A 19,140-nucleotide genomic window follows, 5' to 3' on the forward strand; every position below is an offset into this window, starting at 1 on the left:
GCGCGACATGCAGAGCGTCCGGCAATGGCGACGTTCAATCCGGCGTGGCCGTGTCCGGCTGGGGAACGGCAGACGCGGGTTGCGTCACGGCAGGCGCAGTCGCGGCAGGGCGCGGGACGGAAGGCCGTGCGGCAGGCGCTACCGCCGCTGCGCCTCGCGCCAGCAACGCTTCCGCACTGACCGGCACATCGGCGATGGTGCGATCGGCCGCGCCCAGCGGCGGCACCGGCTTCCCGCCTACCGTGACGCTCAGCGCCTGGGGACGACCGGTCAGGATCATCGGGTTGCGGGCGTTGGCCGGCAGGGTAAAACTCTCCCCCTTCTTCATCAGGCCATCCTTCAACCGCTCCCCCGCTTCATCATAGATGCGCAGCCACACATCATCGATAGCGGTGAAGACGACCGCCTGCACCACCGGCGCGGTCGGCGCGGCGTCGACCGGGCGAGCCGCAACCGGCTGTACCTGATCCTGCGCCGTGATTTCCTCACTGGTGGGCGGGGTGAACATCTGGGTGCGCCAGACCATGTAGCCACCGGCCAGCAAGATGACGATGGCGGCTAGCGTCCAGGCCAGCGTGCGCGACGGCACCCGCGCGGGATCGACTGGCTCGAACGCCTCATAGCGGTTGGCGCCCAGGTCCGATTCCTGCACCCCACTGCGCACATTCGCCGCAATCATCACCTCGTCGACGCCAACGGCGCGCGCATAGGCGCGGGCGAAACCAACCGCATAGGGGATGCCAGGCAGCGCGGCATAGTCATCGCGCTCGACCGCCTCCAACTGACGCTGGGCAATCCGGGTACGGGCCGCGATATCCTGGATCGACAGGCCCCGCGCTTCCCGCGCAGCGCGCAGCGTCGCGCCAGGCGTGGATTGCACCTCCTGCGCTTCTGCCGCGCCGGTTTCGACTTCTGGTTCTTCTGCCATGCTGCTCCGCGACCTGTGGTGGTCGGCCTTGTCTCATTGCGGGACGGGCGTTGTCAACGCCGCACGCTGCCTCAATTCAGTTCGATATCCCGCGCGATCGCCCATTGGGTCAGCCGTTCGCGCAGGTCACGCGCGCCGCTGTCCAGATGCTCGCGCATCAGCACCTGCAATTCGGCGGCATCGACTGCGCGGATCATTGCCTTGACCGGTCCCACCGACGCGGGGGTGATCGACAACCGCCGGATGCCCAGGCCGATGAGCGCCATCGCCTCCAGCGTGCGCCCGCCCATTTCGCCGCACACGCCGACCGGCACCTGATAGGCCTGACACGCCAGCACCACCCGGTCGAGAAAGCGCAGGATGGCGAGGCTGAGCCAGTCGTATCGCTCGGCCAGCTTGGGATGGGCGCGGTCAGCGGCGAACAAGAACTGGGTCAGATCGTTGGTGCCGATCGACAGGAAATCGACCTGCGGCAGCAATATATCCAGCACCTCAGCCAGCGCGGGCACCTCAAGCATCGCGCCATATTTGACCGCGATCGGCAGTTTCTTCTTCTGCGATTGCAACCAGTCGCGCTGGCGCTCGACCAGCGCACGCGCCTCCTCATATTCCCAAGGCTCCGACACCATCGGGAACATGACATTCAGCACCTTGCCCGCGCTCGCCTCCAGCAGGGCGCGCGCCTGCGCCTTCATCAACCCGTCACGGTCCAGCGCCAGCCGCAGCGCGCGCCAACCCATCGCCGGATTATCCTCCAGTTCCTCGTCGCCGTCGCGCGTCATGTAGGGCAGCGCCTTGTCACCGCCGATATCGACTGTACGGAAGATGACCGGGCGGTCGCCCGCCGCATCCAGCACATCCTTGTAAAGTCGCTGCTGCTTTTCACGCTGCGGCAGGGTGGCGGACACCAGGAACTGGAATTCGGTGCGGAACAGGCCGATGCCGTCTGCCCCCACCAGGTCCAGCGCCTGCGCATCCTCACGCAATCCCGCATTGACCATCAACTCGACACGCTGCCCATCGGTCGTGACCGATGGCAGGTCGCGCATCGCGGCAAATTCGGCGCGGCGCTTCTGCGTCACATGCAGCTTGTTCTCGAACGCCTCGTCCATGTCGGCGCTCGGCCGGATCAGCAGCGCATTGTCGCCAACATCCATCAGGATGAGGTCGCCCTCATTCAATTGATGACGGACATCGCGCACACGCCCCAGCACCGGCACGCCCATGGCCCGCGCGACGATGGTGACATGAGCAGTCAGCGATCCTTCCTCCAGAATCACGCCCTTCAACCGCCGCCGGTCATATTCCAGCAGTTCCGCCGGCCCCAGGTTGCGCGCGATCAATATGGCGTCCTGGCGCAAGCCCAGTTGCGCCGCCGTGCCCAACTGCCCGGACACGATGCGCAGCAGCCGGTTCGCCATATCCTCCAGATCATGCATCCGGTCCTGCAACAGCGGATCGTCGATCTGCCGCATCCGCATCCGGGTGCGCTGCTGCACCCGTTCGATCGCCGCCTCGGCAGTCAGGCCGCTGTCGATCGCTTCGTTGATGCGCCGGATCCACCCTTCATCATAGGCGAACATCTTGTAGGTTTCGAGCACCTCCTGATGCTCGCCTTCGGTGCCGAACTCGGCCGCGCCGGTCATTCGGTCGATCTGCTCGCGCATCTTGGTGAAGGCGGAAATGACGCGCGCGCGCTCCGCCTCCGTATCCTCGGCAACGGTATGCTCGACATGAATGCGCGGCTGGTGGAACACCGCATGGCCGCGCGCCATGCCCATGACCAGTTGCAACCCATGCAGCATCGTCGTGCCGGTTTCGGTGACGCGCGCGTCAGCCGGACCGTCATCGGCCAGCTCCGCATTGGCGATCAGTTCAGAGAGGACCATGGCGACCGTCTGCAGCGCCTCGATCTCGACCTCTTCATATTTGCGCGGCTCCACATGCTGCACGCATAAGACGCCAAGGGAACGCTCACGCCGTACGATCGGCACGCCGGCAAAGCTGTGAAACAGTTCCTCGCCCGTCTCTGGACGATAGCTGTAATCGGGATGCGCCGCCGCCTCGTCCAGGTTCAGCGTCTCGACATTGGTCGCGATCAGGCCGACCAGACCCTCGCCCATCGCCATGCGGGTGACATGGACGGCCTCCTGCTTCAACCCGCGCGTAGCGAACAGTTCCAGCACGCCTTCCCGCACCAGATAGATGGAGCAGACCTCGCTCGACATCGATTCGCCGATAATCTCCACCACCTTGTTCAGCTTGGCCTGCGCACTGGTGCGCGACGCCATCACTTCCTGCAAGCGGATGAGGATCTGTCGGGCGGCGGCGGCGGGCGTGCTGGGCATAGCAATGCGCTAACAGATACACGGGCCGCTTTCCAAGGCGTTTCATGTTTCGACGCGCAGGATATTCTTGAGCAGACCTCATTTGCATGGCGGAAATATTCGATACAATCGTCCAGCAGAGCGAACAGGCCGTCAACGGCCCCGCAGGGAGACTAGGGATTATGGCGACGCAGCTTGAACCGGCATTCGAACAGGATCTTCTCGATCGCGGCTATTCGCGCCGCCAACTGGCCAAGGCCGCCGCGCTGATCGGCGCCGCCACGGCCACGATCCGCGTCACCGGCGCCGCCGCGCAGCAGGCGGCCAAAGCCGTCGCCGGCGCGGTGCGCATCGGCGCCAACGAATGCTGGACCGGCCCCTTCCCGGTCGCGGCGGAAGCGGCCTTCAAGCTCGTGACCGAAGGCAATCGCTACGAACCCGACAATGAACATCAGAAGCTGTTCGAGGCAGTGTCCTCGGTAGAGGGCATTCCCGCCGATCGCGTGACCGCCTGGCCCGGCTCGTCCGACCCGCTCAACCGCGTGACCGTCGCCTTCGCGTCGCCCACGCGCGGCATCGTCACCGCCGACCCGACCTATGAAGCCATCTGGCGCACCGCCGCCTGGGTGGGGGCGCCGGTCAAGCGCGTGCCGCTGACAAAGGACTATGCCCATGATGTGAAGGCGATGCTGGCGGCCGACCCCAATGCGGCAGTCTATTATATCTGCTCGCCCAACAATCCGACCGGCACCGTCACCCCGATCGCGGACATCGAATGGCTGGCCAACAACAAGCCCAAGGATGCGGTGCTGGTCGTCGACGAAGCCTATATCCACTGGGTCGATGGCCCCAACGCCGCAAAGCTCGCCGCCACGCGCGACGATGTGCTGATCCTGCGCACCTTCTCGAAACTGTTCGGCATGGCGGGGATGCGCCTGGGCCTCACCTTCGCCTCGCCGGTGCTGATGGAAAAGATGATGCGCTATGACGGTGGCCAGGTGACGGCGATGCTGCCGATGACCGCCGTCGCCTGCGGCACCGTCTCGGTCGCGCAGGCCGACCTCATCAAGGCGCGCCGCGCCGAAATGATCGCTGCCCGTGAAAAGGCAGTCAGCCATTTGAAGGCGAAGGGGATCAAGGTCATTCCCGGCAGCCAGGCGAACATGTTCATGGTCGACTGGGGCAAGCCCGCCAAGGAAATGCAGGCCGCCATCCTCGCCGCCAACGTGCAGATCGGTCGCAACTGGCCCATCTGGCCCAATGTCTCGCGCGTGTCGGTCGGCTCGATCAGCGAAATGGAAGCCTTCAACACAGCGGTAGACAAGGTCTGGAAGGCATAAATCCCGACCTGCGCCTCAAGCATCGCGCCTCGCAGTAAGACCGTTCGGTCCTGGCGCATAAAATTTACATTCCCCGGCGGCGGCCCATTGCGGAAATGGGCCGCCGCTTCGTTTTCCCCGGTAACAGACGCGCTTCTCAGAACAGGGGACGGACAACATGACCATGATGCTGAACAAGGATGCCAGGGAAGATTTGATCGAGCGTGGCTATTCGCGCCGTCAGTTGGGCGAGGTTGCGGCACTGTTGAGCGCCGGCGTCGCCGCCAGCACGCTGCTGGGCGGGGCGGCCCAGGCGCAGCAGCAGGCCGCACGCGGCATTGCCGGCGCAGTGCGCATCGGCTCCAACGAATGCTGGACCGGCCCCTTCCAATCGGGCGTCGATGCCGCCGCCAAGGCTGCTTCGGTCGGCAACTGGTATGATCCCGACAATTACCGGGGCGACCTGGTCGCAACCGTCGCCAAGGTGGAGGGCATCCCCGAAAGCCATGTCATGCTCTGGCCCGGATCGGGCGGCCCGCTGGTCAGCACGGTCGCGGCCTTCTGCTCGCCTGCCAAGGGGCTGGTAACGGCCGATCCGACCTTCGAATCCGCCTGGCGCACCGCCGACTATCTGAAGGCTCCCATCGCAAAGGCGCCCCAGGCCATCGGCAAGGGTCATGATGTGAAGGCGATGCTGGCCGCCAATCCGAACGCGGGCCTCTATTATATCTGTTCGCCCAACAACCCGACCGGCACCGTCACCCCACTGGCCGATATCGAATGGCTGTTGGCGAACAAGCCGGCCGACTCCGTCCTGCTGGTGGACGAAGCCTATATCCACTTCTCCGAGGCGCCGAGCGCGGCGAAGCTGGTGGCGGGCCGCAAAGATCTTATCGTCATGCGGACCTTCTCGAAGCTGTTCGGCATGGCGGGCATCCGCCTCGGCCTCACCTTCGCCGATCCCGACGTCCAGAAGCGGCTGATGCTGTTCGGCCCGTCAGCCGGCGGCCTGTCGATCACCGCCATGGCATGCGGTAACGCCGTCTATCCCGAAGCCGCGCTCATCAAGGCGCGCCGTAACGAAATGATCGCCGCCCGCGACGCGACCATCGCCTGGCTCACCAAGAAGGGCATAGAGGTCCAGCCCGGCAGCCAGGCGAACATGTTCATGGTCAACTGGAAGAAGCCCGCCAAGGAGATGCAGGCCGCCCTGCTCACCGCCCCGGAAAAGGTGCAGATCGGCCGCAACTGGCCGATCTGGCCCACAGTTTCCCGTGTCACCGTCGGTTCCGCCGACGACATGAGCAAATTCTGCGCCGCCGTGGACAAGGTCTACAAGGCGTAAGATCGCATCCCTTCTGTCACGAGGGGAAGGGCGTCCGGGCAACCGGGCGCCCTTTCGATTCGGTATGATAGCGATTGAGGGTAGAGGGCAGACGTTGCTCCACTCGGTCATCCCGGCCTCTTCGACAGGCTCGATCCGGGATCCATGAACCTCTGCCTCCCACAAACACACAATCGTAGAGCCAATGGATGCTGACTTTCGTCAGCATGACGGCATGGGGTGGTGAAGGAATGTCGGCTTTTCCCATCCTCCCCTTGTAGGGGCGGTGGCAGGCGCGTAGCGCCTGACGGAGGGGTGTCCCGCTATCGAAAGGGTGACACCCCTCCACCACTTCGTGGTCCCCCTCCCCTTACAGGGGAGGATGAATATGGCCGAAAATAGTCGGTTTTGCCTTTTTTCCATCATCCCGGACCTGTCGAAGGGGCCGGGGGTGACAATGAAAGCGATGCCCCCTTCCGGCCACTTCCGGCCCTCACGCAGCACCCGCAGCCAACCAAACCCTAAGCGCTCGCCGCCGATGTCTCGCTCAGCGCCCTGAACTGTTCCATCATCTGGTCCCAACCGGGGTGGAAGCCCATTGCCTCATGCCGTGCCTTCGTCTCCGCGTTCCAGTGGCGCGCAGTCGCGGTGAAGCGGGTGCCTTCCCCCTCATCGGCGAACGCCCAGATCGCGGTCATGAACGGCGTCTGCGGGATCCAGCCCGCCGCATAGGCGTCGGTCGTCACCACCCGCTCGCCGGCCACCACCTCCAGAAATATGCCCTCCATCGGCCCCGTCTCCTCGCCATCAGGACCGAACATCTGCACCGCGCTGCGCCCGCCGGGACGCAGATCCTCCTCGATCACCTCGGCGCGCCATGGCTTGGGGCAGAACCATTCGTCCTTCAGGTCGGTCCACACCTTCCAGCAGATCGCGCGCGGCGCGGCGATATGGCAGGTCACGGACAGTTCATGGCGCGCGCCGCTCATGGCGTCTCTCCGTCAAAGGCGGCCTGCATCGCGGCCGTGTCCAGCTTCTGCATGGTCATCATCACCCGCATCATGCGCGCGATGCCTTCCTTGTCGCCCGTATGATAATTGGCCATGATCTGGCGCGTCACCAGTTGCCAGCACAGGCCATATTTGTCGGTTACCCAGCCGCACGGCCCCGGCTTGCCGCCATCGGCGGTCAGCGCATCGAAATGCCGATCCAGTTCCGCTTGATCCTCGCACGCCACCGACAGCGACACCGCCTCGTCGAAGGTGAATTGAGGACCGCCATTCAGCGCCTGATAGCTTTGCCCGAACAGGGTGAACTCGACCAGCAGCACGCTGCCACCCGCCAGCGGCGATGGGGAAGGATTTTCTTCGGGATAATAGCTCACATGGTCCACCGACCCGCCGAAGACGGACACATAGAAATGCGCCGCTCCCTCGGCCTGGCCATTGAACCAGAGACAGGGGGAAATCTTGCTCATCACGCCTCTCCCTTGCTGCCGACCAGCGCGAACATCGCGCCTTGGGGATCGGTTGCCTGGATGATCCACGCGCCGCCGGGCACTTCCATCGGCCCCTGCATGACCTGGCCGCCGCCCGCTTTCACCCGCTCGACTGCCGCGTCGATGTCGCCGACGGTGAAATAGAAAAGCCAGACAGGCATCGGCATTTCCTTGGGGCATGGCATGATGCCGCCGGTCATCCCCTGGAAATCGGTCGCCCCGGTCTGCGAGACAAGCTGATAGCTGCCCATTTCGCCCATATCCATGGCGTCGCCCTTGGTCCAACCGAGCTGGCCGGTGTAGAAAGCCAGGTCCTTGTCGAAGTCGCCCGCATAAAGTTCATGCCAACTGACATGCCCCAAAGGCATTCCGGTCGGCGCCTCCATCCCGTCGGGGCTGGAGCCTTTGAGCAACATGAACACAGCGCCACCCGGATCGCTCATCACGACAAAGCGGCCGACGCCGGGGATGTCCTCGGCTAGGCGCATCACCTTGCCGCCCGCTGCGCTCAAGCGCGCGGCGTCCGCGTCGACATCGGCCGATCCGACATAGCCGCCCCACCAGGGCGTCATGCCGCATGTCCGGGCCTCGGCCGGGATCGTCATCACCCCGCCCATCGGCCCGGCGCTGCCGGACACGATCATGTAGGGGTCGTCGGTCCGCTCGCCGCCAAAGGGCTGCGCGGTCCAGCCGACCACGTCGCCATAGAAGGCCAGCGCCGCCTTGGGATCACTGGTCATCAATTCGTACCAGAAGAATTTGCCGTTGAAGTCGGTCATCGTCCGTCTCCTTGCGTGGAGGTCAGGCCTTCGCGTCGAGCAGCACTTCAAACCCGCCATAGATCAGCCGTGCGCCGGAAAAGGGCATGTCCTCGCCCTCCTTGGGCTGCATCCGCTCGTCCTTCATCACCTTTTCCGATCCCGCGTCGCGCGTTGCCTTGTCGGGCCATTCAATCCAGGAAAAGACGACCTCCTCATCCTCCTCCGCGATCACGGCGGTGCGGAAATCGTTGATCTTGCCCGGCTTGACGTCGTTCGCCCAGCATTCCACGACGCGGGTCGCGCCATGTTCGATGAAGATGGGGGCGGCATAGGCCGCGACTTCCTTGTACCGTTCCTTGTTGCCCTTGGGCACGGGAATCACGAAACCATCCATATAGGCCATCGTCTCTCTCCTTCCTTGTGTCAGGTCAGGTCCGTTCAGGCTTCGGCAGGCTCTCCCTGCCCGGCAGCCATGGCAGCCGCCATGTCCATCCACGCTACTTCCCAGATATGGCCGTCCAGGTCCGCGAAATTGCGGCCATACATGAAGCCATGATCCTGTTTCGGGTTGGGTTCGGCGCCGCCAGCGGCGAGCGCCCTGCCCACCACATCGTCCACCGCTTCCCGGCTTGTCTCACTCAACGCGAGCAGCACCTGCGCGGTTTCATGCGCATTGGGAATGGCGCGCCGGGTGAAGCTGCGGAACCGGTCATGGGTCAGCAACATCACATGGATCGTCTCGGAAAAGCCCATCATCTGCGCACTGTCATCGGCGAAATCATTGTTCCGCACCGCCCCAACCGCTTCATAGAAGGCAATCGACGCGGGCAGGTCGCTGACGGGCAGATTGACGAAAATCATCTTCGGAGCGGGTATATTCGACATCACACTTCTCCTCGGGATCTTATCATTCAGCAGCACCCTCTTCTCCGGAGGACGACTCACTGCTTGCACTTTGTGAACTCATACATTATTTTATACAACAGTTAAGTTAGAAAAGATAACTAATGAGTCAATCGAACAAAAAACGAGCCTATCAGGACGGGTGCGCGGTCGCTCATGCGCTGGATATCATCGGCGATCGCTGGGCGATGCCGATCATGCGCGAACTGATGCTCGGCCCCAAGCGCTTCACCGATCTGCGCGCCGGCCTGCCCGGAATCAGCGCCAATGTGCTGACACAAAGGCTGGAGGAACTAGAGGCGACCAGCATCCTCATCCGCCGCCGCCTGCCCCCGCCCGCCGCCAGCCAGATTTACGAGCTGACCGACTGGGGCCGCGAATCGGAAATATTGTTCCAGGTGCTGGGCCGCTGGGCCTGCCGATCCCCCACGATGGAGCCGGGCAAGCCGATGAGTCAGGTGTCGGTGGTCCTGTCGATGCGCACGATGATCGACCGCAGCCGCATCGGCGACCTAGACGCAACCCTGGGCTTCCGTTTCGGCGAGGAGGAATTTCGCGCCATGTTGAAAGACGGCGATTTCCTGATCGACCGGGGCGATGCGGCAGATGCGGATGCGATCTTCACCGGCGACCAGAATGCACTGGTCGCGGTCCTCTACGGCGGCGCACGCTTCGAGGATGTGGTGGCCGCCCTTACGGTCGAAGGGGACAGGGCGCTGGCCGAACATTTCGTCCGGCTCTTCCCCCTGCCCCCCAAGGCGCCATCGACGATCAACTCGACGTTGACAGCTTCATAAGCACCAGCCCCGCCAGGATCAGCCCTGCCGCAACAAACCGCGCGGGGCTGACGCCCTCACCCAGAAAGATCACGCCGACGACGAAAGCACCCAGCGCGCCGATCCCGGTCCAGATCATATAGGCCGTCCCCAGCGGCAGGCTGCGCATCGCCATCGACAGGAGGAGGAAACTGGCCGTCACCGTGCCCAAAGTGATGAGGCTGGGAACAAGGCGCGTGAACCCTTGCGACTGCTTCATCGCAAAGGCCCAGACGATTTCCAGCACGCCAGCAAAAAACAACATGATCCAGGCCATAATGACTCCCTTTCTAGAGAGCCGGGCCGTCCCGGACTTCAACCCGCGTGGCGGGGGAGGACGTGGCCTCGCTTACGGCGTGAGATAGGGTGACGACGCCGCAGGGACAAGTCCAGAAATCCTCCGCTTACAAGGAGAGGATTGGGTTTAATCAATGCCCGCCGTTCAACATCCCGTACACCTGATCGAACGCGCCGCGCTTCGTGGCCTCGCTCAGAAATTTCACCCGTTCGACATGGATTTCCGCCGGTGTCGGCTGCCGCCGCAGTAGTGCCATCGTTTCGCTGATGAAGTCCGCCAGCGGCATCATCTCTTCATTCTCGGCATGGCCCGGCATCAGGTTGGTCTGCACGCCGGGCGGCACGATCTCGATTACCTCGACACTGGTGGCCTTCAACTGCTCCCGCATCGACAGCGACCAGCTATGGATCGCCGCCTTGGTCGCGCAATAAGTAGGCGTCGCCGCAAACGGCACGAAGGCCAGCCCCGACGACACGGTCAGGATCGCCGCGGACGGCTGCGCCTCCAGATGGGACAGCAGCGCATGGGCGAGCCGGATGGGTCCCAGCAAGTTGGTCGTGACGGTCGCCTCCGCAATAGCGAGATCGATCTTCTCCTCCGCCACCATGATCCCCGCATTGAGCAGCACGGCATTGAGCGCCGGAAAGTCCGCGACCAGCCTGTCGGCAAAGGCCAGGATCGCCGCCGGGTCTTCCATGTCCAGCACCATCGCGGCCATGCCGGGATGCGCCGCCGCGACCGCATCCAGCGCCGCCCGCCGCCGTCCGGTGATGATAACCTTGTTTCCCGCCGCATGAAATTCATGTGCCAGCGCCGCGCCGATGCCCGAACCGCCGCCCGTGATGAGAATGGTGTTTCCTGTGACTTGCATGGGTCAGTTCCTTCCGATTGGCTTGACCGGCAATTTAAGCTTATGCTCTCTTTTGGAAAGAAGGCACCTAAAAGTGCCATACATAGCCAAGGGTAAGAAATGAGAAATCCGATGCAAACCCGTTTCCACGCCGACGATATCGCGCAGGCAGAACAGTATCTTGCGACCGAACCACCCGCCACGATCGACCCGCGCGTCGAGCGACTCGTCAACGACCTGATCGGCCGCATCGCCGACAAATGGACGCTGCTGGTGCTGGAACTGCTGGAGGAGGAAGGCACGCAGCGCTTCACCGAAATCGGCCGCGGAGTGGAAGGCATCAGCCAGAAGATGCTGACCCAGACGCTGCGCCAGATGGAGCGAGACGGCCTGCTCACCCGCACTGTCCATCCGGTGGTGCCGCCCCGCGTCGACTATACGCTGACCCCGCTCGGCAACAGCCTCAGCGCCGCCTTTTGCGGCGTCTGGATCTGGGCCGAACGCAATCTGGAAACAGTGGAGGCCGCGCGCGCGAATTTCGACGCGCGCGATTGATTCCATAGCTCCAAACGGAGGTGGCTATTTCTCCGGCGCGGGAACCGGTTGCACCGGCAATGTTGGGGTGGTCGCGCCCGGCTGCGCGGGTTGGGTCGGCACTACCACCGGCGGCCCTGAGATCGTCGGAGCCGTGGCCGGAACAGCAGAAGACGCAGGCGCCTCGGCCGGAATCGGTGCAGCCGCTTCCAGCGCGGTCGTATAGCTGGGCGACCAGCCCGCCGGCGGCGGCGCTTCCCCCGGCGGCACGGGCGGCGGCGGCAGCGGCGTCGGCGACACCACGACCGTCACCGTCCCGCCGAAGCGCGACTGCCATTCGGCCAGCCGCCGCAGATAATCGGCATAAGCGGCGTAAAATTCCTGATAGGGCTTTTCCAGTTCCTTCAGCGCTTCGGGCGCATAGGCCAGGAGCGCGCTGGACGGCATCGTCAATATCTTCGCGCCCACGGCGGTCGCCACCGGGCAGAAGCTTTTGACGACCGGCGGCAGGGCGAAGAAATTATAGACGATGGTGTTGAGCTGCTCGCGCGAGCCCACACCCGCCCGGCCATAGGCAACCTTGTAATTGCGATCGACCGCTGCATTGGCGTCGGTCAGCACCACCTTATGCACCGTCAATATCTGGTTATATTGGGTGCGGGCGGTGCTGCCATATTTCTCGCAATTCAACGCCGCGACGTTGAGCGCCATGCGCACATGCCAGAGCGCGGTGTTGGACGTCACCTTGCGGTTGGGCGTCAGATAATCGCCCTCCTCGTCCTTGGTGGGGATGCTCATCCCCTCGGCCGCATTGTTCGGCGGCACCGGACGCACGGTCGGAACCACCGGCGGCGGGGGTGATGGCGGGGGCGCCTTGGGCGTCGAACAGGCCGCCAGAACCGCCAGCGACACCAGGGAAATTCGCCCAAGAAAAAGGCGCGTTGCGGACATCAAACTCTCCGAAATACTATAGGCTCGGTCATGCCGGGCAACCGGGTCGGGGGGAATATGCCTTATGCTCCGTTCACCGCAACCCTTCAGGCGGCTCGCCGTTCCAGCGCCTGCGTCGCCTCGTCCATCAACTGGGCGATGATGTCGGCGACCGGTTCTTCCTTCGTGACCATGCCGACCGACTGACCCGCCATCAGCGACCCGCCCTCGACATCGCCATCGATCACCGCGCGGCGCAGGGCGCCGGCCCAATAATGCTCGATCTGCAACTGCGCTTCACCCATGTCGACCGCGCCGCTGTCCAGCAGGTTGGCGACTTCGCGCTGCTTGGCGGTGAAGCTCTCGGTCCCCGCATTTTTGAGCGCGCGCACCGGGATGACCGGCAGGCGCGGGTCGATCTGCACGCTGGCGATCGCATCGCGCGCCGAAGCGCGGAAGAAAGCCTTCTTGAACGCCGGGTGGGCGATACTCTCGGTGGCGCAGGCAAAGCGGGTGCCCAGTTGCACGCCCGCCGCGCCCATCTCCAGATAGGCCGCGATCGCCTCACCCCGACCGATGCCGCCCGCGACGAAGACGGGCACCTGGCCTCCCATCTCCGGCAGGATTTCCTGCGCCAGCACGCTGGTCGCCACCGGGCCGATATGGCCGCCCGCCTCCATCCCTTCCACCACCAGCGCATCGACGCCTGACCGCACCAGCTTCTTCGCCAGGCTCAGCGCCGGGGCGAAGCAGATCAGCTTTGCGCCCTTCTGCTTGATCGCCTCGATGCTGCCCTTGGGCGGCAACCCGCCCGCCAGCACGACGTGGCCGACTGCATGTTTCGCGCAGACATCGATCAGTTCGAATAACTGCGGGTGCATGGTGATGAGGTTGACGCCGAACGGCTTGCTCGTAAGCGCCCTGGTCGCCGCGATCTCCCGGTCGAGCAGGTCGGGCGTCATCGCGCCGCAGGCGATCACGCCGAAGCCCCCGGCATTGGAAATGGCCGACACCAGATGGCGCTCACTGACCCAGCTCATCGCGCCACACAGGATCGCGGTTTCGCAGCCGAGAAATTCGGTGCCGCGGGCCATCAGGGAAGCGAGTTTGGCGGTGGTCATATCTTCAAGCCTCTAGAATCAAAAAAAGCCCCTCCCTTTCAAGGGAGGGGTTTGGGGTGGGTGCGTCGCGCCAGCGGCGCCTCCGCCTTATCGGGATAGTGGAAGGCTCGCTTCGCTCGCCACCCACCCCCAACCCCTCCCTAGAAGGGAGGGGGGTATGTCTGTCAAGCCGTCGGCGCGTCCAGGCCGTAGGCCGTATGCAGCACGCGCACCGCCAATTCGGTCTCGTCCTCGTCGATCAGCACCGAAACCTTGATCTCGCTGGTGGAGATCGCCTCGATATTGATGCCGCGTTCGGCCAGGGTCTTGAACATGGTCGCCGCGACGCCCGCATGGCTGCGCATCCCCACGCCCACGACGCTGATCTTGGCGACTTCGGCGTCGGTGATGATGCGGCGGAAGCCGATATTATCCTTGTGGCTTTCCAGCAGGTCGACGCTGCGGGCCAGGTCCGCGCGCGGCACGGTGAAGGTGACGTCGGTCTCTTCCTTCTCCTTGCTGTCATTCTGGATAATCATGTCGACATTGATCGCCGCATCGGCCAGCGGACCGAAGATGCTGGCGACCGCGCCCGGCTTGTCGGGCACGCGGGTGACGATGATCTTCGCCTCATTCTTGTCATGGGCGATGCCGGTGATGAGCTGACGTTCCATTTTGCTTTCCTTGAGCTTGGCGTCCAGTTCCTCGTCGCTCACGATCAGCGTGCCGGGAAGGTCGTCCTGGGTGGGATCATCGAAGGAGGAGAGCACCTGCACGACCACGCCTTCCTTCATGGCGAGGCCGACCGAGCGGGTCTGGAGCACCTTGGCGCCGACCGAGGCCAGCTCCAGCATCTCTTCATAGGTGACGAGGTCGAGCTTGCGGGCGCGCGCCACGATGCGCGGGTCGGTGGTGTAGACGCCGTCGACATCGGTATAGATGTCGCAGCGATCGGCCTTGACCGCCGCGGCCACCGCCACCGCCGACGTGTCGGACCCGCCCCGGCCCAGCGTCGACACCCGGCCGTCGGCCATCATGCCCTGGAAACCGGGGATCACCGCGACCTGGCCCGACGCCATTTCCGCCAGCAGCGCGCCTGTGTCGATCTTCTCGACCCGCGCCTTGGCATGAGCCTCCGTCGTGCGGATCGGCATCTGCCAGCCGAGCCAGCTACGCGCATCCACGCCCATCGACTTGAGCGTCATGGCAAGCAGGCCGCTCGTCACTTGCTCGCCCGACGCCACAACCACATCATATTCGGCTGGATCATAGAGCGGCGAGGCTTCCTTGCAGAAACCGACCAGCCGATCGGTCTCGCCCGCCATGGCCGATACGACGACGGCAACCTCGTGCCCCTGCTCCACGACATGTTTGACGCGCGCGGCCACGTTGCGAATTCGCTCCATCCCCGCCATGGAGGTGCCGCCGAATTTCATCACGATGCGCGCCATTTGCTTGTCGAATCCGCCTAGAGTTGTGAAACAAAATGTCCCAAAGGGCCAAAACGGCGCTCCTATTAGCAGTCGCAACGGATATGGCAAGCAGTCCCGCTACGCACGTCACCACATCGGCACCGCACGGCGTCCCGGCTCTTTTGCGTTCAAGGGCATAGTCGCATTTGCCTCGCCCGTCAGGGCTAGATAGAACAGGATGCATGATGACTGAGACAGCCGCGACGATCGACCCGAAGGAAGCCGCCCATTTCGGCGCCATGGCTGCCGAATGGTGGGACCCCGCCGGCTCCAGCGCGATGTTGCACAAGCTGAACCCGGTACGGCTGCGCTATATCCGCACCGCGATCGACCGGCACTGGCCGGGCCGGGAACAGGCCTTCCGCCCGCTCACGGGCAAGCGCGCGCTCGATGTCGGCTGCGGCGCGGGCCTGCTCGCCGAACCGCTGGCGCGGCTGGGCGCGACCGTCACCGGCCTCGACGCCGCGCCGGAGAATATCGCCGCCGCGGCCGCCCATGCGCGGGGCCAGCATCTCGCCATCGACTATCGCGCCACCCCGGTGGAGGACATGGCGGAGGATGGCTTCGACCTCGTCACTTCGATGGAGGTGATCGAGCATGTCGCCGATCCCGCCGCTTTCGTCGCCGCCCTCGCCGCCAAGCTGGCGCCAGACGGCCTGATGATCCTCTCCACCCCCAATCGCACGGCCCTCTCCCGCTTCGCCATGATCACCATCGGCGAAAGCGTCGGCGGCATTCCCAAGGGCACGCATGACTGGCACAAGTTCATCACGCCCGATGAACTGACCGTCTTGCTGGAGGGCGCAGGCCTGGATGTCATCGACAGCAGCGGCCTCAGCTTCGCCCCCGCGCGCGGCTTCACCCTGTCGGCCAACACCGCGATCAACTATCTCCTGACCGCGCGGCATCGTTAATGTGGTGGATCATGGCCCAGACATGAGGACCGCCTTCGGGAATGTCGAACTCATCCACGGTTTCGAACCCGATATGATGATAATATCCAACATTCGCCGCGTTCATGACTTCGACATAGACCGGCATTCCGGCTGAACGGGCCAGATCGAGTCCCGCGCAGACCGCTGCACCGCCCAGTCCAATGCCTTGCATGGTGGGCCGAACCCCGATGAACTGGAGATACCACCAGGCAAAATGCACTGGTTGATGTGCTTTTAGCGTCTCGCTCATCAATTTGGACCGCTCCCGCCCCACACCGAAAGCGACAGCCATGCTGGGCAGGCCACGGAATATTTCCAGGCGTCCCGGATTGATCCGGCCCGGCTGTCGCCAGAGCGAAACCGCATCGCTCCGCGCCGAATGAAGAACGACACCGTTCGCCAAAGTGCCCGCGACGATCGCCTTGAAGAAATAGGGCAGCCGCCGCACCCTGTCCTCCCGGTCCGGCCATATCCAGTTGAGTCCCGGATCATCGGCGAAAGCCTCGCACAACGAAGCGATCATCGCGCCGCGGGAACGCGCGGAGGCAGGCAACATGGCAGGACGATCCGATGCCTTTTCCGCAATGAACTCCTCTCCCATCGCCCGCTCCGCCCTTCTTTGAGAACATTGTTCTCAAAGAAGTATCGCTTACCCCTGCTGCGGTCAAGCCTGGGCATCGGCAGGCGACAAAAGCCGCTACGCCCCCACCGCCTCGGCCCGCGCGATCAGCGCTTTCGCTTCCTCGACATGCATCGCCTCGATCATCCGCCCCTCGAAGCGTTCAGCTCCGCCAGTCGCCGCCTCGATCAGTCGCCGGGCGTCCGCCACCGCCTGCGCATCCGGACCGAACACCTGGTTCGCCACCGGCACCTGGCTCGGATGAATCAGCGTCTTGCCGTCAAAGCCCAGCGCGTAGCCCTGGGCGCATTCCTCCTCCAGCCCCGTCTCATCGTCCAGCCGGTTGAACACACCGTCGAACACCGCGATGCCCGCCGCGCGCGCCGCCAGCACCACCGCCTGCAACGCATGGCCCAGCCCCGCGCGCCCGGCCGAAGGCGGAATGCCCAGATCCTTGCGCAGGTCGTTATTGCCCATGAACAGTGCCGCGCAGCCCTCTCCCGCTGCGATGGCGGGCGCCGCCAGCACGCCACGCGCGCTCTCGATCATCGCGATCACCGGCTTTTGGCAGACGCTGAACACATCCTTCACCTGCTTGGGATGCTCCACCTTGGGCAGCACCACATAATCAGCGCCCGACGCCTTCACCGTCACCATCTCGACCCCGTGCCAGGGCGTCCCTTCCACATTGATCCGCACCGCGCTCAGCCGGCCGCCAAAGCCCTCGCCCAGCGCCACGATCGCCGCCCCGCGCGCCGTTTCCTTGGCATCGGGCGGCACCGCATCCTCCAGGTCCAGGATCACCATGTCGCACGGCAGCGTCCGCGCCTTGGCGATGGCGCGCGCATTGGATGCGGGCAGAAACAGCAGCGAACGGGCGTGCCTAAGCAGCATTGGGCGCAGCAACATGGACAAGACTCTCCTTTGGATCGGCCTTTGGCGGTTTGACTTCCCCCGTTAAAGATTAGCGCGCATAATCCAAGCCCATGATCGGGAGAGATATCCAGATGCTGACCACCTTCGCGCTCGCCGTAACCGGCCTCGTCCTCTTCTATCTCGCCGTCAGCGTGAAGGTGGTGCGACAGGGCTATCAATATACGATCGAACGTTTCGGCCGCTTTACAGAGGTCGCGAGGCCCGGCCTCAATTTCTACCCCGCCTTCTTCTACGGCGTCGGCCGCAAGATCAACATGATGGAGCAGGTGGTCGATATTCCGGGGCAGGAGATCATCACCAAGGACAATGCCATGGTGTCGGTCGATGGCGTGGTCTTCTTCCAGGTGCTGGATGCGGCCAAGGCGGCCTATGAAGTCAGCGAACTCTATGTTGCGATCATGCAGCTCGCCACCACCAATTTGCGCACGGTGATGGGATCGATGGACCTGGACGAAACCCTGTCCAAACGCGACGAGATCAACGCCCGCCTCCTGTCCGTGGTGGATCATGCCACCAATAGCTGGGGCATAAAGATCACCCGCGTCGAACTGAAAGACATCCGCCCGCCGGCCGACATCGTCAACGCCATGGGCCGTCAGATGAAGGCGGAGCGTGAGAAGCGCGCCAATATCCTGGAGGCCGAGGGCCTAAAGAGCGCCGAAATCCTGCGCGCCGAAGGGCAGAAGCAATCGCAGATATTGGAGGCCGAAGGGCGCCGCGAGGCCGCCTTCCGCGACGCCGAAGCCCGCGAGCGCGAAGCGGAGGCCGAAGCGAAGGCGACACAGATGGTTTCCGAAGCCATCGCCACGGGCAATCCACAGGCACTCAACTACTTCATCGCGCAGAAATATACCGACGCGGTGAGCCAATTCGCCACGTCCCCCAATGCCAAGACCATCCTCTTCCCGGTCGAGGCGACCCAGCTTATCGGCACGCTGGGCGGCATCGGCCAGCTCGCCAAGGAAGCGCTGGGCGACACCCCGACGCCTCCACCCGCCTCCACCCGCCGCGGCCCCTTCGACCGGACCCAGGAATAAGGAGATGGTTGACAGAAGAAGGAAGATCTCCCGCCCATGACCCATTGGCTTACCCTCCTCCACGATCACTGGGCCTGGCTGGTCTTCGCGGCATTGCTGGGGATAGCGGAGGTGCTGATGCCCGGCGTCTTCCTGATCTGGATCGCGATCGCTGCGGCGCTGACGGGCCTTGTCGCGCTGGCGCTGCCGATCGGGCTGCCGCTTCAGCTCCTTCTCTTTGCGGGCCTCAGCATCGTCGCGGTCTGGGGCGGCCGTCGCTGGTATGTCGATAATCCGGTGGCCTCCACCGACCCACTCCTCAACGACCGCACCGCGCGCCTGATCGGCCAGATCGTGACCGTCGTGGAACCGATCACTGGCGGCGAAGGCCGCGTCAAGGTCGGCGACAGCGTCTGGACCGCGCGAGGAAATGACGCGGAACTTGGCGCAAGGGTGCGCATCGTGAGCGCCGAAGGGGCGGTGCTGTGGGTGGAGGGGACTTAAGAAGCAACCCTGCCCCTTGCCGACGCCGATGCACCGAAGCTGAGACTCCGATGCTCAACGCAGACGTGAAG

The 19,140-nt window shown here is 64.0% G+C and carries 21 protein-coding genes; 7 read left to right on the forward strand and 14 right to left on the reverse strand.

The window, feature by feature from the left end; all coding sequences use genetic code 11:
- Nucleotides 1–34: 34 nt before the first annotated feature.
- On the reverse strand, nt 35–928 hold the full coding sequence (locus MOK15_RS08965) for a helix-turn-helix domain-containing protein (protein ID WP_242931293.1): 894 nt from the start codon (nt 926–928) through the stop codon (nt 35–37).
- A gap of 71 nt (nt 929–999) precedes the next feature.
- Nucleotides 1,000–3,276 carry a phosphoenolpyruvate--protein phosphotransferase gene (gene ptsP, locus MOK15_RS08970; protein WP_242931294.1) on the reverse strand — a complete coding sequence of 759 codons (2,277 nt, stop codon included), beginning with the start codon at nt 3,274–3,276 and terminating at the stop codon, nt 1,000–1,002.
- Nucleotides 3,277–3,437: 161 nt separating this feature from the next.
- Between ptsP and MOK15_RS08975 the strand changes: the two genes are divergently transcribed.
- Nucleotides 3,438–4,595, forward strand: coding sequence for a pyridoxal phosphate-dependent aminotransferase (locus MOK15_RS08975; protein ID WP_242931295.1), 1,158 nt, complete (start codon nt 3,438–3,440; stop codon nt 4,593–4,595).
- Between the two features lie 157 nt (nt 4,596–4,752).
- The gene (locus tag MOK15_RS08980; RefSeq protein ID WP_242931296.1) at nt 4,753–5,919 is read left to right on the forward strand and encodes a pyridoxal phosphate-dependent aminotransferase; all 1,167 of its coding nucleotides are present in this window, start codon (nt 4,753–4,755) and stop codon (nt 5,917–5,919) included.
- 500 nt (nt 5,920–6,419) lie between these two features.
- Here MOK15_RS08980 and MOK15_RS08985 read toward each other — a convergent pair whose 3' ends face one another.
- The 5 genes from MOK15_RS08985 to MOK15_RS09005 are packed head-to-tail and all read right to left on the reverse strand — an operon-like array spanning nt 6,420 to nt 9,042.
- Entirely contained in the window at nt 6,420–6,887 is a 468-nt protein-coding gene (locus MOK15_RS08985) for an SRPBCC domain-containing protein (protein ID WP_242931297.1), read from the reverse strand.
- On the reverse strand, nt 6,884–7,375 hold the full coding sequence (locus MOK15_RS08990; RefSeq protein ID WP_242931298.1) for a VOC family protein: 492 nt from the start codon (nt 7,373–7,375) through the stop codon (nt 6,884–6,886). The genes MOK15_RS08985 and MOK15_RS08990 overlap by 4 nt, the downstream gene beginning before the upstream one ends.
- Nucleotides 7,375–8,175: a VOC family protein gene (locus MOK15_RS08995; RefSeq protein WP_242931299.1), complete on the reverse strand. Its 801-nt coding sequence runs from the start codon at nt 8,173–8,175 to the stop codon at nt 7,375–7,377. The genes MOK15_RS08990 and MOK15_RS08995 overlap by 1 nt, the downstream gene beginning before the upstream one ends.
- A gap of 22 nt (nt 8,176–8,197) precedes the next feature.
- A complete protein-coding gene (locus tag MOK15_RS09000) occupies nt 8,198–8,560 on the reverse strand; it encodes a DUF1428 domain-containing protein (RefSeq protein WP_242931300.1) in 363 nt (120 codons plus the stop codon).
- A 35-nt stretch (nt 8,561–8,595) separates the two neighbouring features.
- Complete coding sequence (locus MOK15_RS09005) at nt 8,596–9,042, reverse strand: VOC family protein (protein ID WP_242931301.1); 447 nt, start codon at nt 9,040–9,042, stop codon at nt 8,596–8,598.
- A gap of 122 nt (nt 9,043–9,164) precedes the next feature.
- Between MOK15_RS09005 and MOK15_RS09010 the strand changes: the two genes are divergently transcribed.
- A complete protein-coding gene (locus tag MOK15_RS09010) occupies nt 9,165–9,857 on the forward strand; it encodes a helix-turn-helix domain-containing protein (RefSeq protein WP_242931302.1) in 693 nt (230 codons plus the stop codon).
- Here the strand turns inward: MOK15_RS09010 and MOK15_RS09015 are convergent.
- The gene (locus MOK15_RS09015; protein ID WP_242931303.1) at nt 9,832–10,152 is read right to left on the reverse strand and encodes an SMR family transporter; all 321 of its coding nucleotides are present in this window, start codon (nt 10,150–10,152) and stop codon (nt 9,832–9,834) included. The genes MOK15_RS09010 and MOK15_RS09015 overlap by 26 nt on opposite strands.
- Nucleotides 10,153–10,303: 151 nt before the next feature.
- Nucleotides 10,304–11,044: an SDR family oxidoreductase gene (locus MOK15_RS09020; protein ID WP_242931304.1), complete on the reverse strand. Its 741-nt coding sequence runs from the start codon at nt 11,042–11,044 to the stop codon at nt 10,304–10,306.
- Nucleotides 11,045–11,143: 99 nt separating this feature from the next.
- Between MOK15_RS09020 and MOK15_RS09025 the strand changes: the two genes are divergently transcribed.
- The gene (locus MOK15_RS09025; RefSeq protein WP_242931305.1) at nt 11,144–11,578 is read left to right on the forward strand and encodes a helix-turn-helix domain-containing protein; all 435 of its coding nucleotides are present in this window, start codon (nt 11,144–11,146) and stop codon (nt 11,576–11,578) included.
- Between the two features lie 24 nt (nt 11,579–11,602).
- Here the strand turns inward: MOK15_RS09025 and MOK15_RS09030 are convergent, their stop codons facing one another.
- From MOK15_RS09030 to MOK15_RS09040, 3 genes are all read right to left on the reverse strand, one after another.
- Nucleotides 11,603–12,508: a hypothetical protein gene (locus MOK15_RS09030; protein WP_242931306.1), complete on the reverse strand. Its 906-nt coding sequence runs from the start codon at nt 12,506–12,508 to the stop codon at nt 11,603–11,605.
- A gap of 86 nt (nt 12,509–12,594) precedes the next feature.
- A complete protein-coding gene (locus MOK15_RS09035; RefSeq protein WP_242931307.1) occupies nt 12,595–13,608 on the reverse strand; it encodes a nitronate monooxygenase in 1,014 nt (337 codons plus the stop codon).
- A gap of 164 nt (nt 13,609–13,772) precedes the next feature.
- On the reverse strand, nt 13,773–15,038 hold the full coding sequence (locus MOK15_RS09040; RefSeq protein WP_242931308.1) for an aspartate kinase: 1,266 nt from the start codon (nt 15,036–15,038) through the stop codon (nt 13,773–13,775).
- 203 nt (nt 15,039–15,241) lie between these two features.
- Between MOK15_RS09040 and ubiG the strand changes: the two genes are divergently transcribed.
- A complete protein-coding gene (gene ubiG, locus MOK15_RS09045) occupies nt 15,242–15,973 on the forward strand; it encodes a bifunctional 2-polyprenyl-6-hydroxyphenol methylase/3-demethylubiquinol 3-O-methyltransferase UbiG (RefSeq protein ID WP_242931309.1) in 732 nt (243 codons plus the stop codon).
- On the opposite strand, the gene MOK15_RS09050 is transcribed toward ubiG, so the two are convergent.
- Both MOK15_RS09050 and MOK15_RS09055 read right to left on the reverse strand, forming a co-directional pair.
- Nucleotides 15,942–16,595, reverse strand: a complete 654-nt coding sequence (locus MOK15_RS09050; RefSeq protein WP_242931310.1) for a GNAT family N-acetyltransferase — start codon at nt 16,593–16,595, stop codon at nt 15,942–15,944. The genes ubiG and MOK15_RS09050 overlap by 32 nt on opposite strands.
- 96 nt (nt 16,596–16,691) lie before the next feature.
- Nucleotides 16,692–17,507, reverse strand: coding sequence for a CoA ester lyase (locus tag MOK15_RS09055; RefSeq protein ID WP_242932698.1), 816 nt, complete (start codon nt 17,505–17,507; stop codon nt 16,692–16,694).
- Between the two features lie 113 nt (nt 17,508–17,620).
- Here MOK15_RS09055 and MOK15_RS09060 point away from each other — a divergent pair, with 113 nt between their 5' ends.
- Entirely contained in the window at nt 17,621–18,586 is a 966-nt protein-coding gene (locus MOK15_RS09060) for an SPFH domain-containing protein (protein WP_242932699.1), read from the forward strand.
- 36 nt (nt 18,587–18,622) lie between these two features.
- Nucleotides 18,623–19,069, forward strand: a complete 447-nt coding sequence (locus MOK15_RS09065) for an NfeD family protein (protein ID WP_242931311.1) — start codon at nt 18,623–18,625, stop codon at nt 19,067–19,069.
- Nucleotides 19,070–19,140 lie beyond the last annotated feature (71 nt).

The sequence above is a fragment of the Sphingobium sp. BYY-5 genome, from assembly GCF_022758885.1.
In the GTDB taxonomy this organism is placed as follows: domain Bacteria; phylum Pseudomonadota; class Alphaproteobacteria; order Sphingomonadales; family Sphingomonadaceae; genus Sphingobium.

What these genes read in the sequence shown, in the direction of transcription:
- MOK15_RS08965 (WP_242931293.1), bottom strand. Translation starts at nt 928, where the DNA reads ATGGCAGAAGAACCAGAAGTCGAAACCGGCGCGGCAGAAGCGCAGGAG.
- ptsP (WP_242931294.1), bottom strand. Translation starts at nt 3,276, where the DNA reads ATGCCCAGCACGCCCGCCGCCGCCGCCCGACAGATCCTCATCCGCTTG.
- MOK15_RS08975 (WP_242931295.1), top strand. Translation starts at nt 3,438, where the DNA reads ATGGCGACGCAGCTTGAACCGGCATTCGAACAGGATCTTCTCGATCGC.
- MOK15_RS08980 (WP_242931296.1), top strand. Translation starts at nt 4,753, where the DNA reads ATGACCATGATGCTGAACAAGGATGCCAGGGAAGATTTGATCGAGCGT.
- MOK15_RS08985 (WP_242931297.1), bottom strand. Translation starts at nt 6,887, where the DNA reads ATGAGCGGCGCGCGCCATGAACTGTCCGTGACCTGCCATATCGCCGCG.
- MOK15_RS08990 (WP_242931298.1), bottom strand. Translation starts at nt 7,375, where the DNA reads ATGAGCAAGATTTCCCCCTGTCTCTGGTTCAATGGCCAGGCCGAGGGA.
- MOK15_RS08995 (WP_242931299.1), bottom strand. Translation starts at nt 8,175, where the DNA reads ATGACCGACTTCAACGGCAAATTCTTCTGGTACGAATTGATGACCAGT.
- MOK15_RS09000 (WP_242931300.1), bottom strand. Translation starts at nt 8,560, where the DNA reads ATGGCCTATATGGATGGTTTCGTGATTCCCGTGCCCAAGGGCAACAAG.
- MOK15_RS09005 (WP_242931301.1), bottom strand. Translation starts at nt 9,042, where the DNA reads ATGTCGAATATACCCGCTCCGAAGATGATTTTCGTCAATCTGCCCGTC.
- MOK15_RS09010 (WP_242931302.1), top strand. Translation starts at nt 9,165, where the DNA reads ATGAGTCAATCGAACAAAAAACGAGCCTATCAGGACGGGTGCGCGGTC.
- MOK15_RS09015 (WP_242931303.1), bottom strand. Translation starts at nt 10,152, where the DNA reads ATGGCCTGGATCATGTTGTTTTTTGCTGGCGTGCTGGAAATCGTCTGG.
- MOK15_RS09020 (WP_242931304.1), bottom strand. Translation starts at nt 11,044, where the DNA reads ATGCAAGTCACAGGAAACACCATTCTCATCACGGGCGGCGGTTCGGGC.
- MOK15_RS09025 (WP_242931305.1), top strand. Translation starts at nt 11,144, where the DNA reads ATGAGAAATCCGATGCAAACCCGTTTCCACGCCGACGATATCGCGCAG.
- MOK15_RS09030 (WP_242931306.1), bottom strand. Translation starts at nt 12,508, where the DNA reads ATGTCCGCAACGCGCCTTTTTCTTGGGCGAATTTCCCTGGTGTCGCTG.
- MOK15_RS09035 (WP_242931307.1), bottom strand. Translation starts at nt 13,608, where the DNA reads ATGACCACCGCCAAACTCGCTTCCCTGATGGCCCGCGGCACCGAATTT.
- MOK15_RS09040 (WP_242931308.1), bottom strand. Translation starts at nt 15,038, where the DNA reads ATGGCGCGCATCGTGATGAAATTCGGCGGCACCTCCATGGCGGGGATG.
- ubiG (WP_242931309.1), top strand. Translation starts at nt 15,242, where the DNA reads ATGATGACTGAGACAGCCGCGACGATCGACCCGAAGGAAGCCGCCCAT.
- MOK15_RS09050 (WP_242931310.1), bottom strand. Translation starts at nt 16,595, where the DNA reads ATGGGAGAGGAGTTCATTGCGGAAAAGGCATCGGATCGTCCTGCCATG.
- MOK15_RS09055 (WP_242932698.1), bottom strand. Translation starts at nt 17,507, where the DNA reads ATGCTGCTTAGGCACGCCCGTTCGCTGCTGTTTCTGCCCGCATCCAAT.
- MOK15_RS09060 (WP_242932699.1), top strand. Translation starts at nt 17,621, where the DNA reads ATGCTGACCACCTTCGCGCTCGCCGTAACCGGCCTCGTCCTCTTCTAT.
- MOK15_RS09065 (WP_242931311.1), top strand. Translation starts at nt 18,623, where the DNA reads ATGACCCATTGGCTTACCCTCCTCCACGATCACTGGGCCTGGCTGGTC.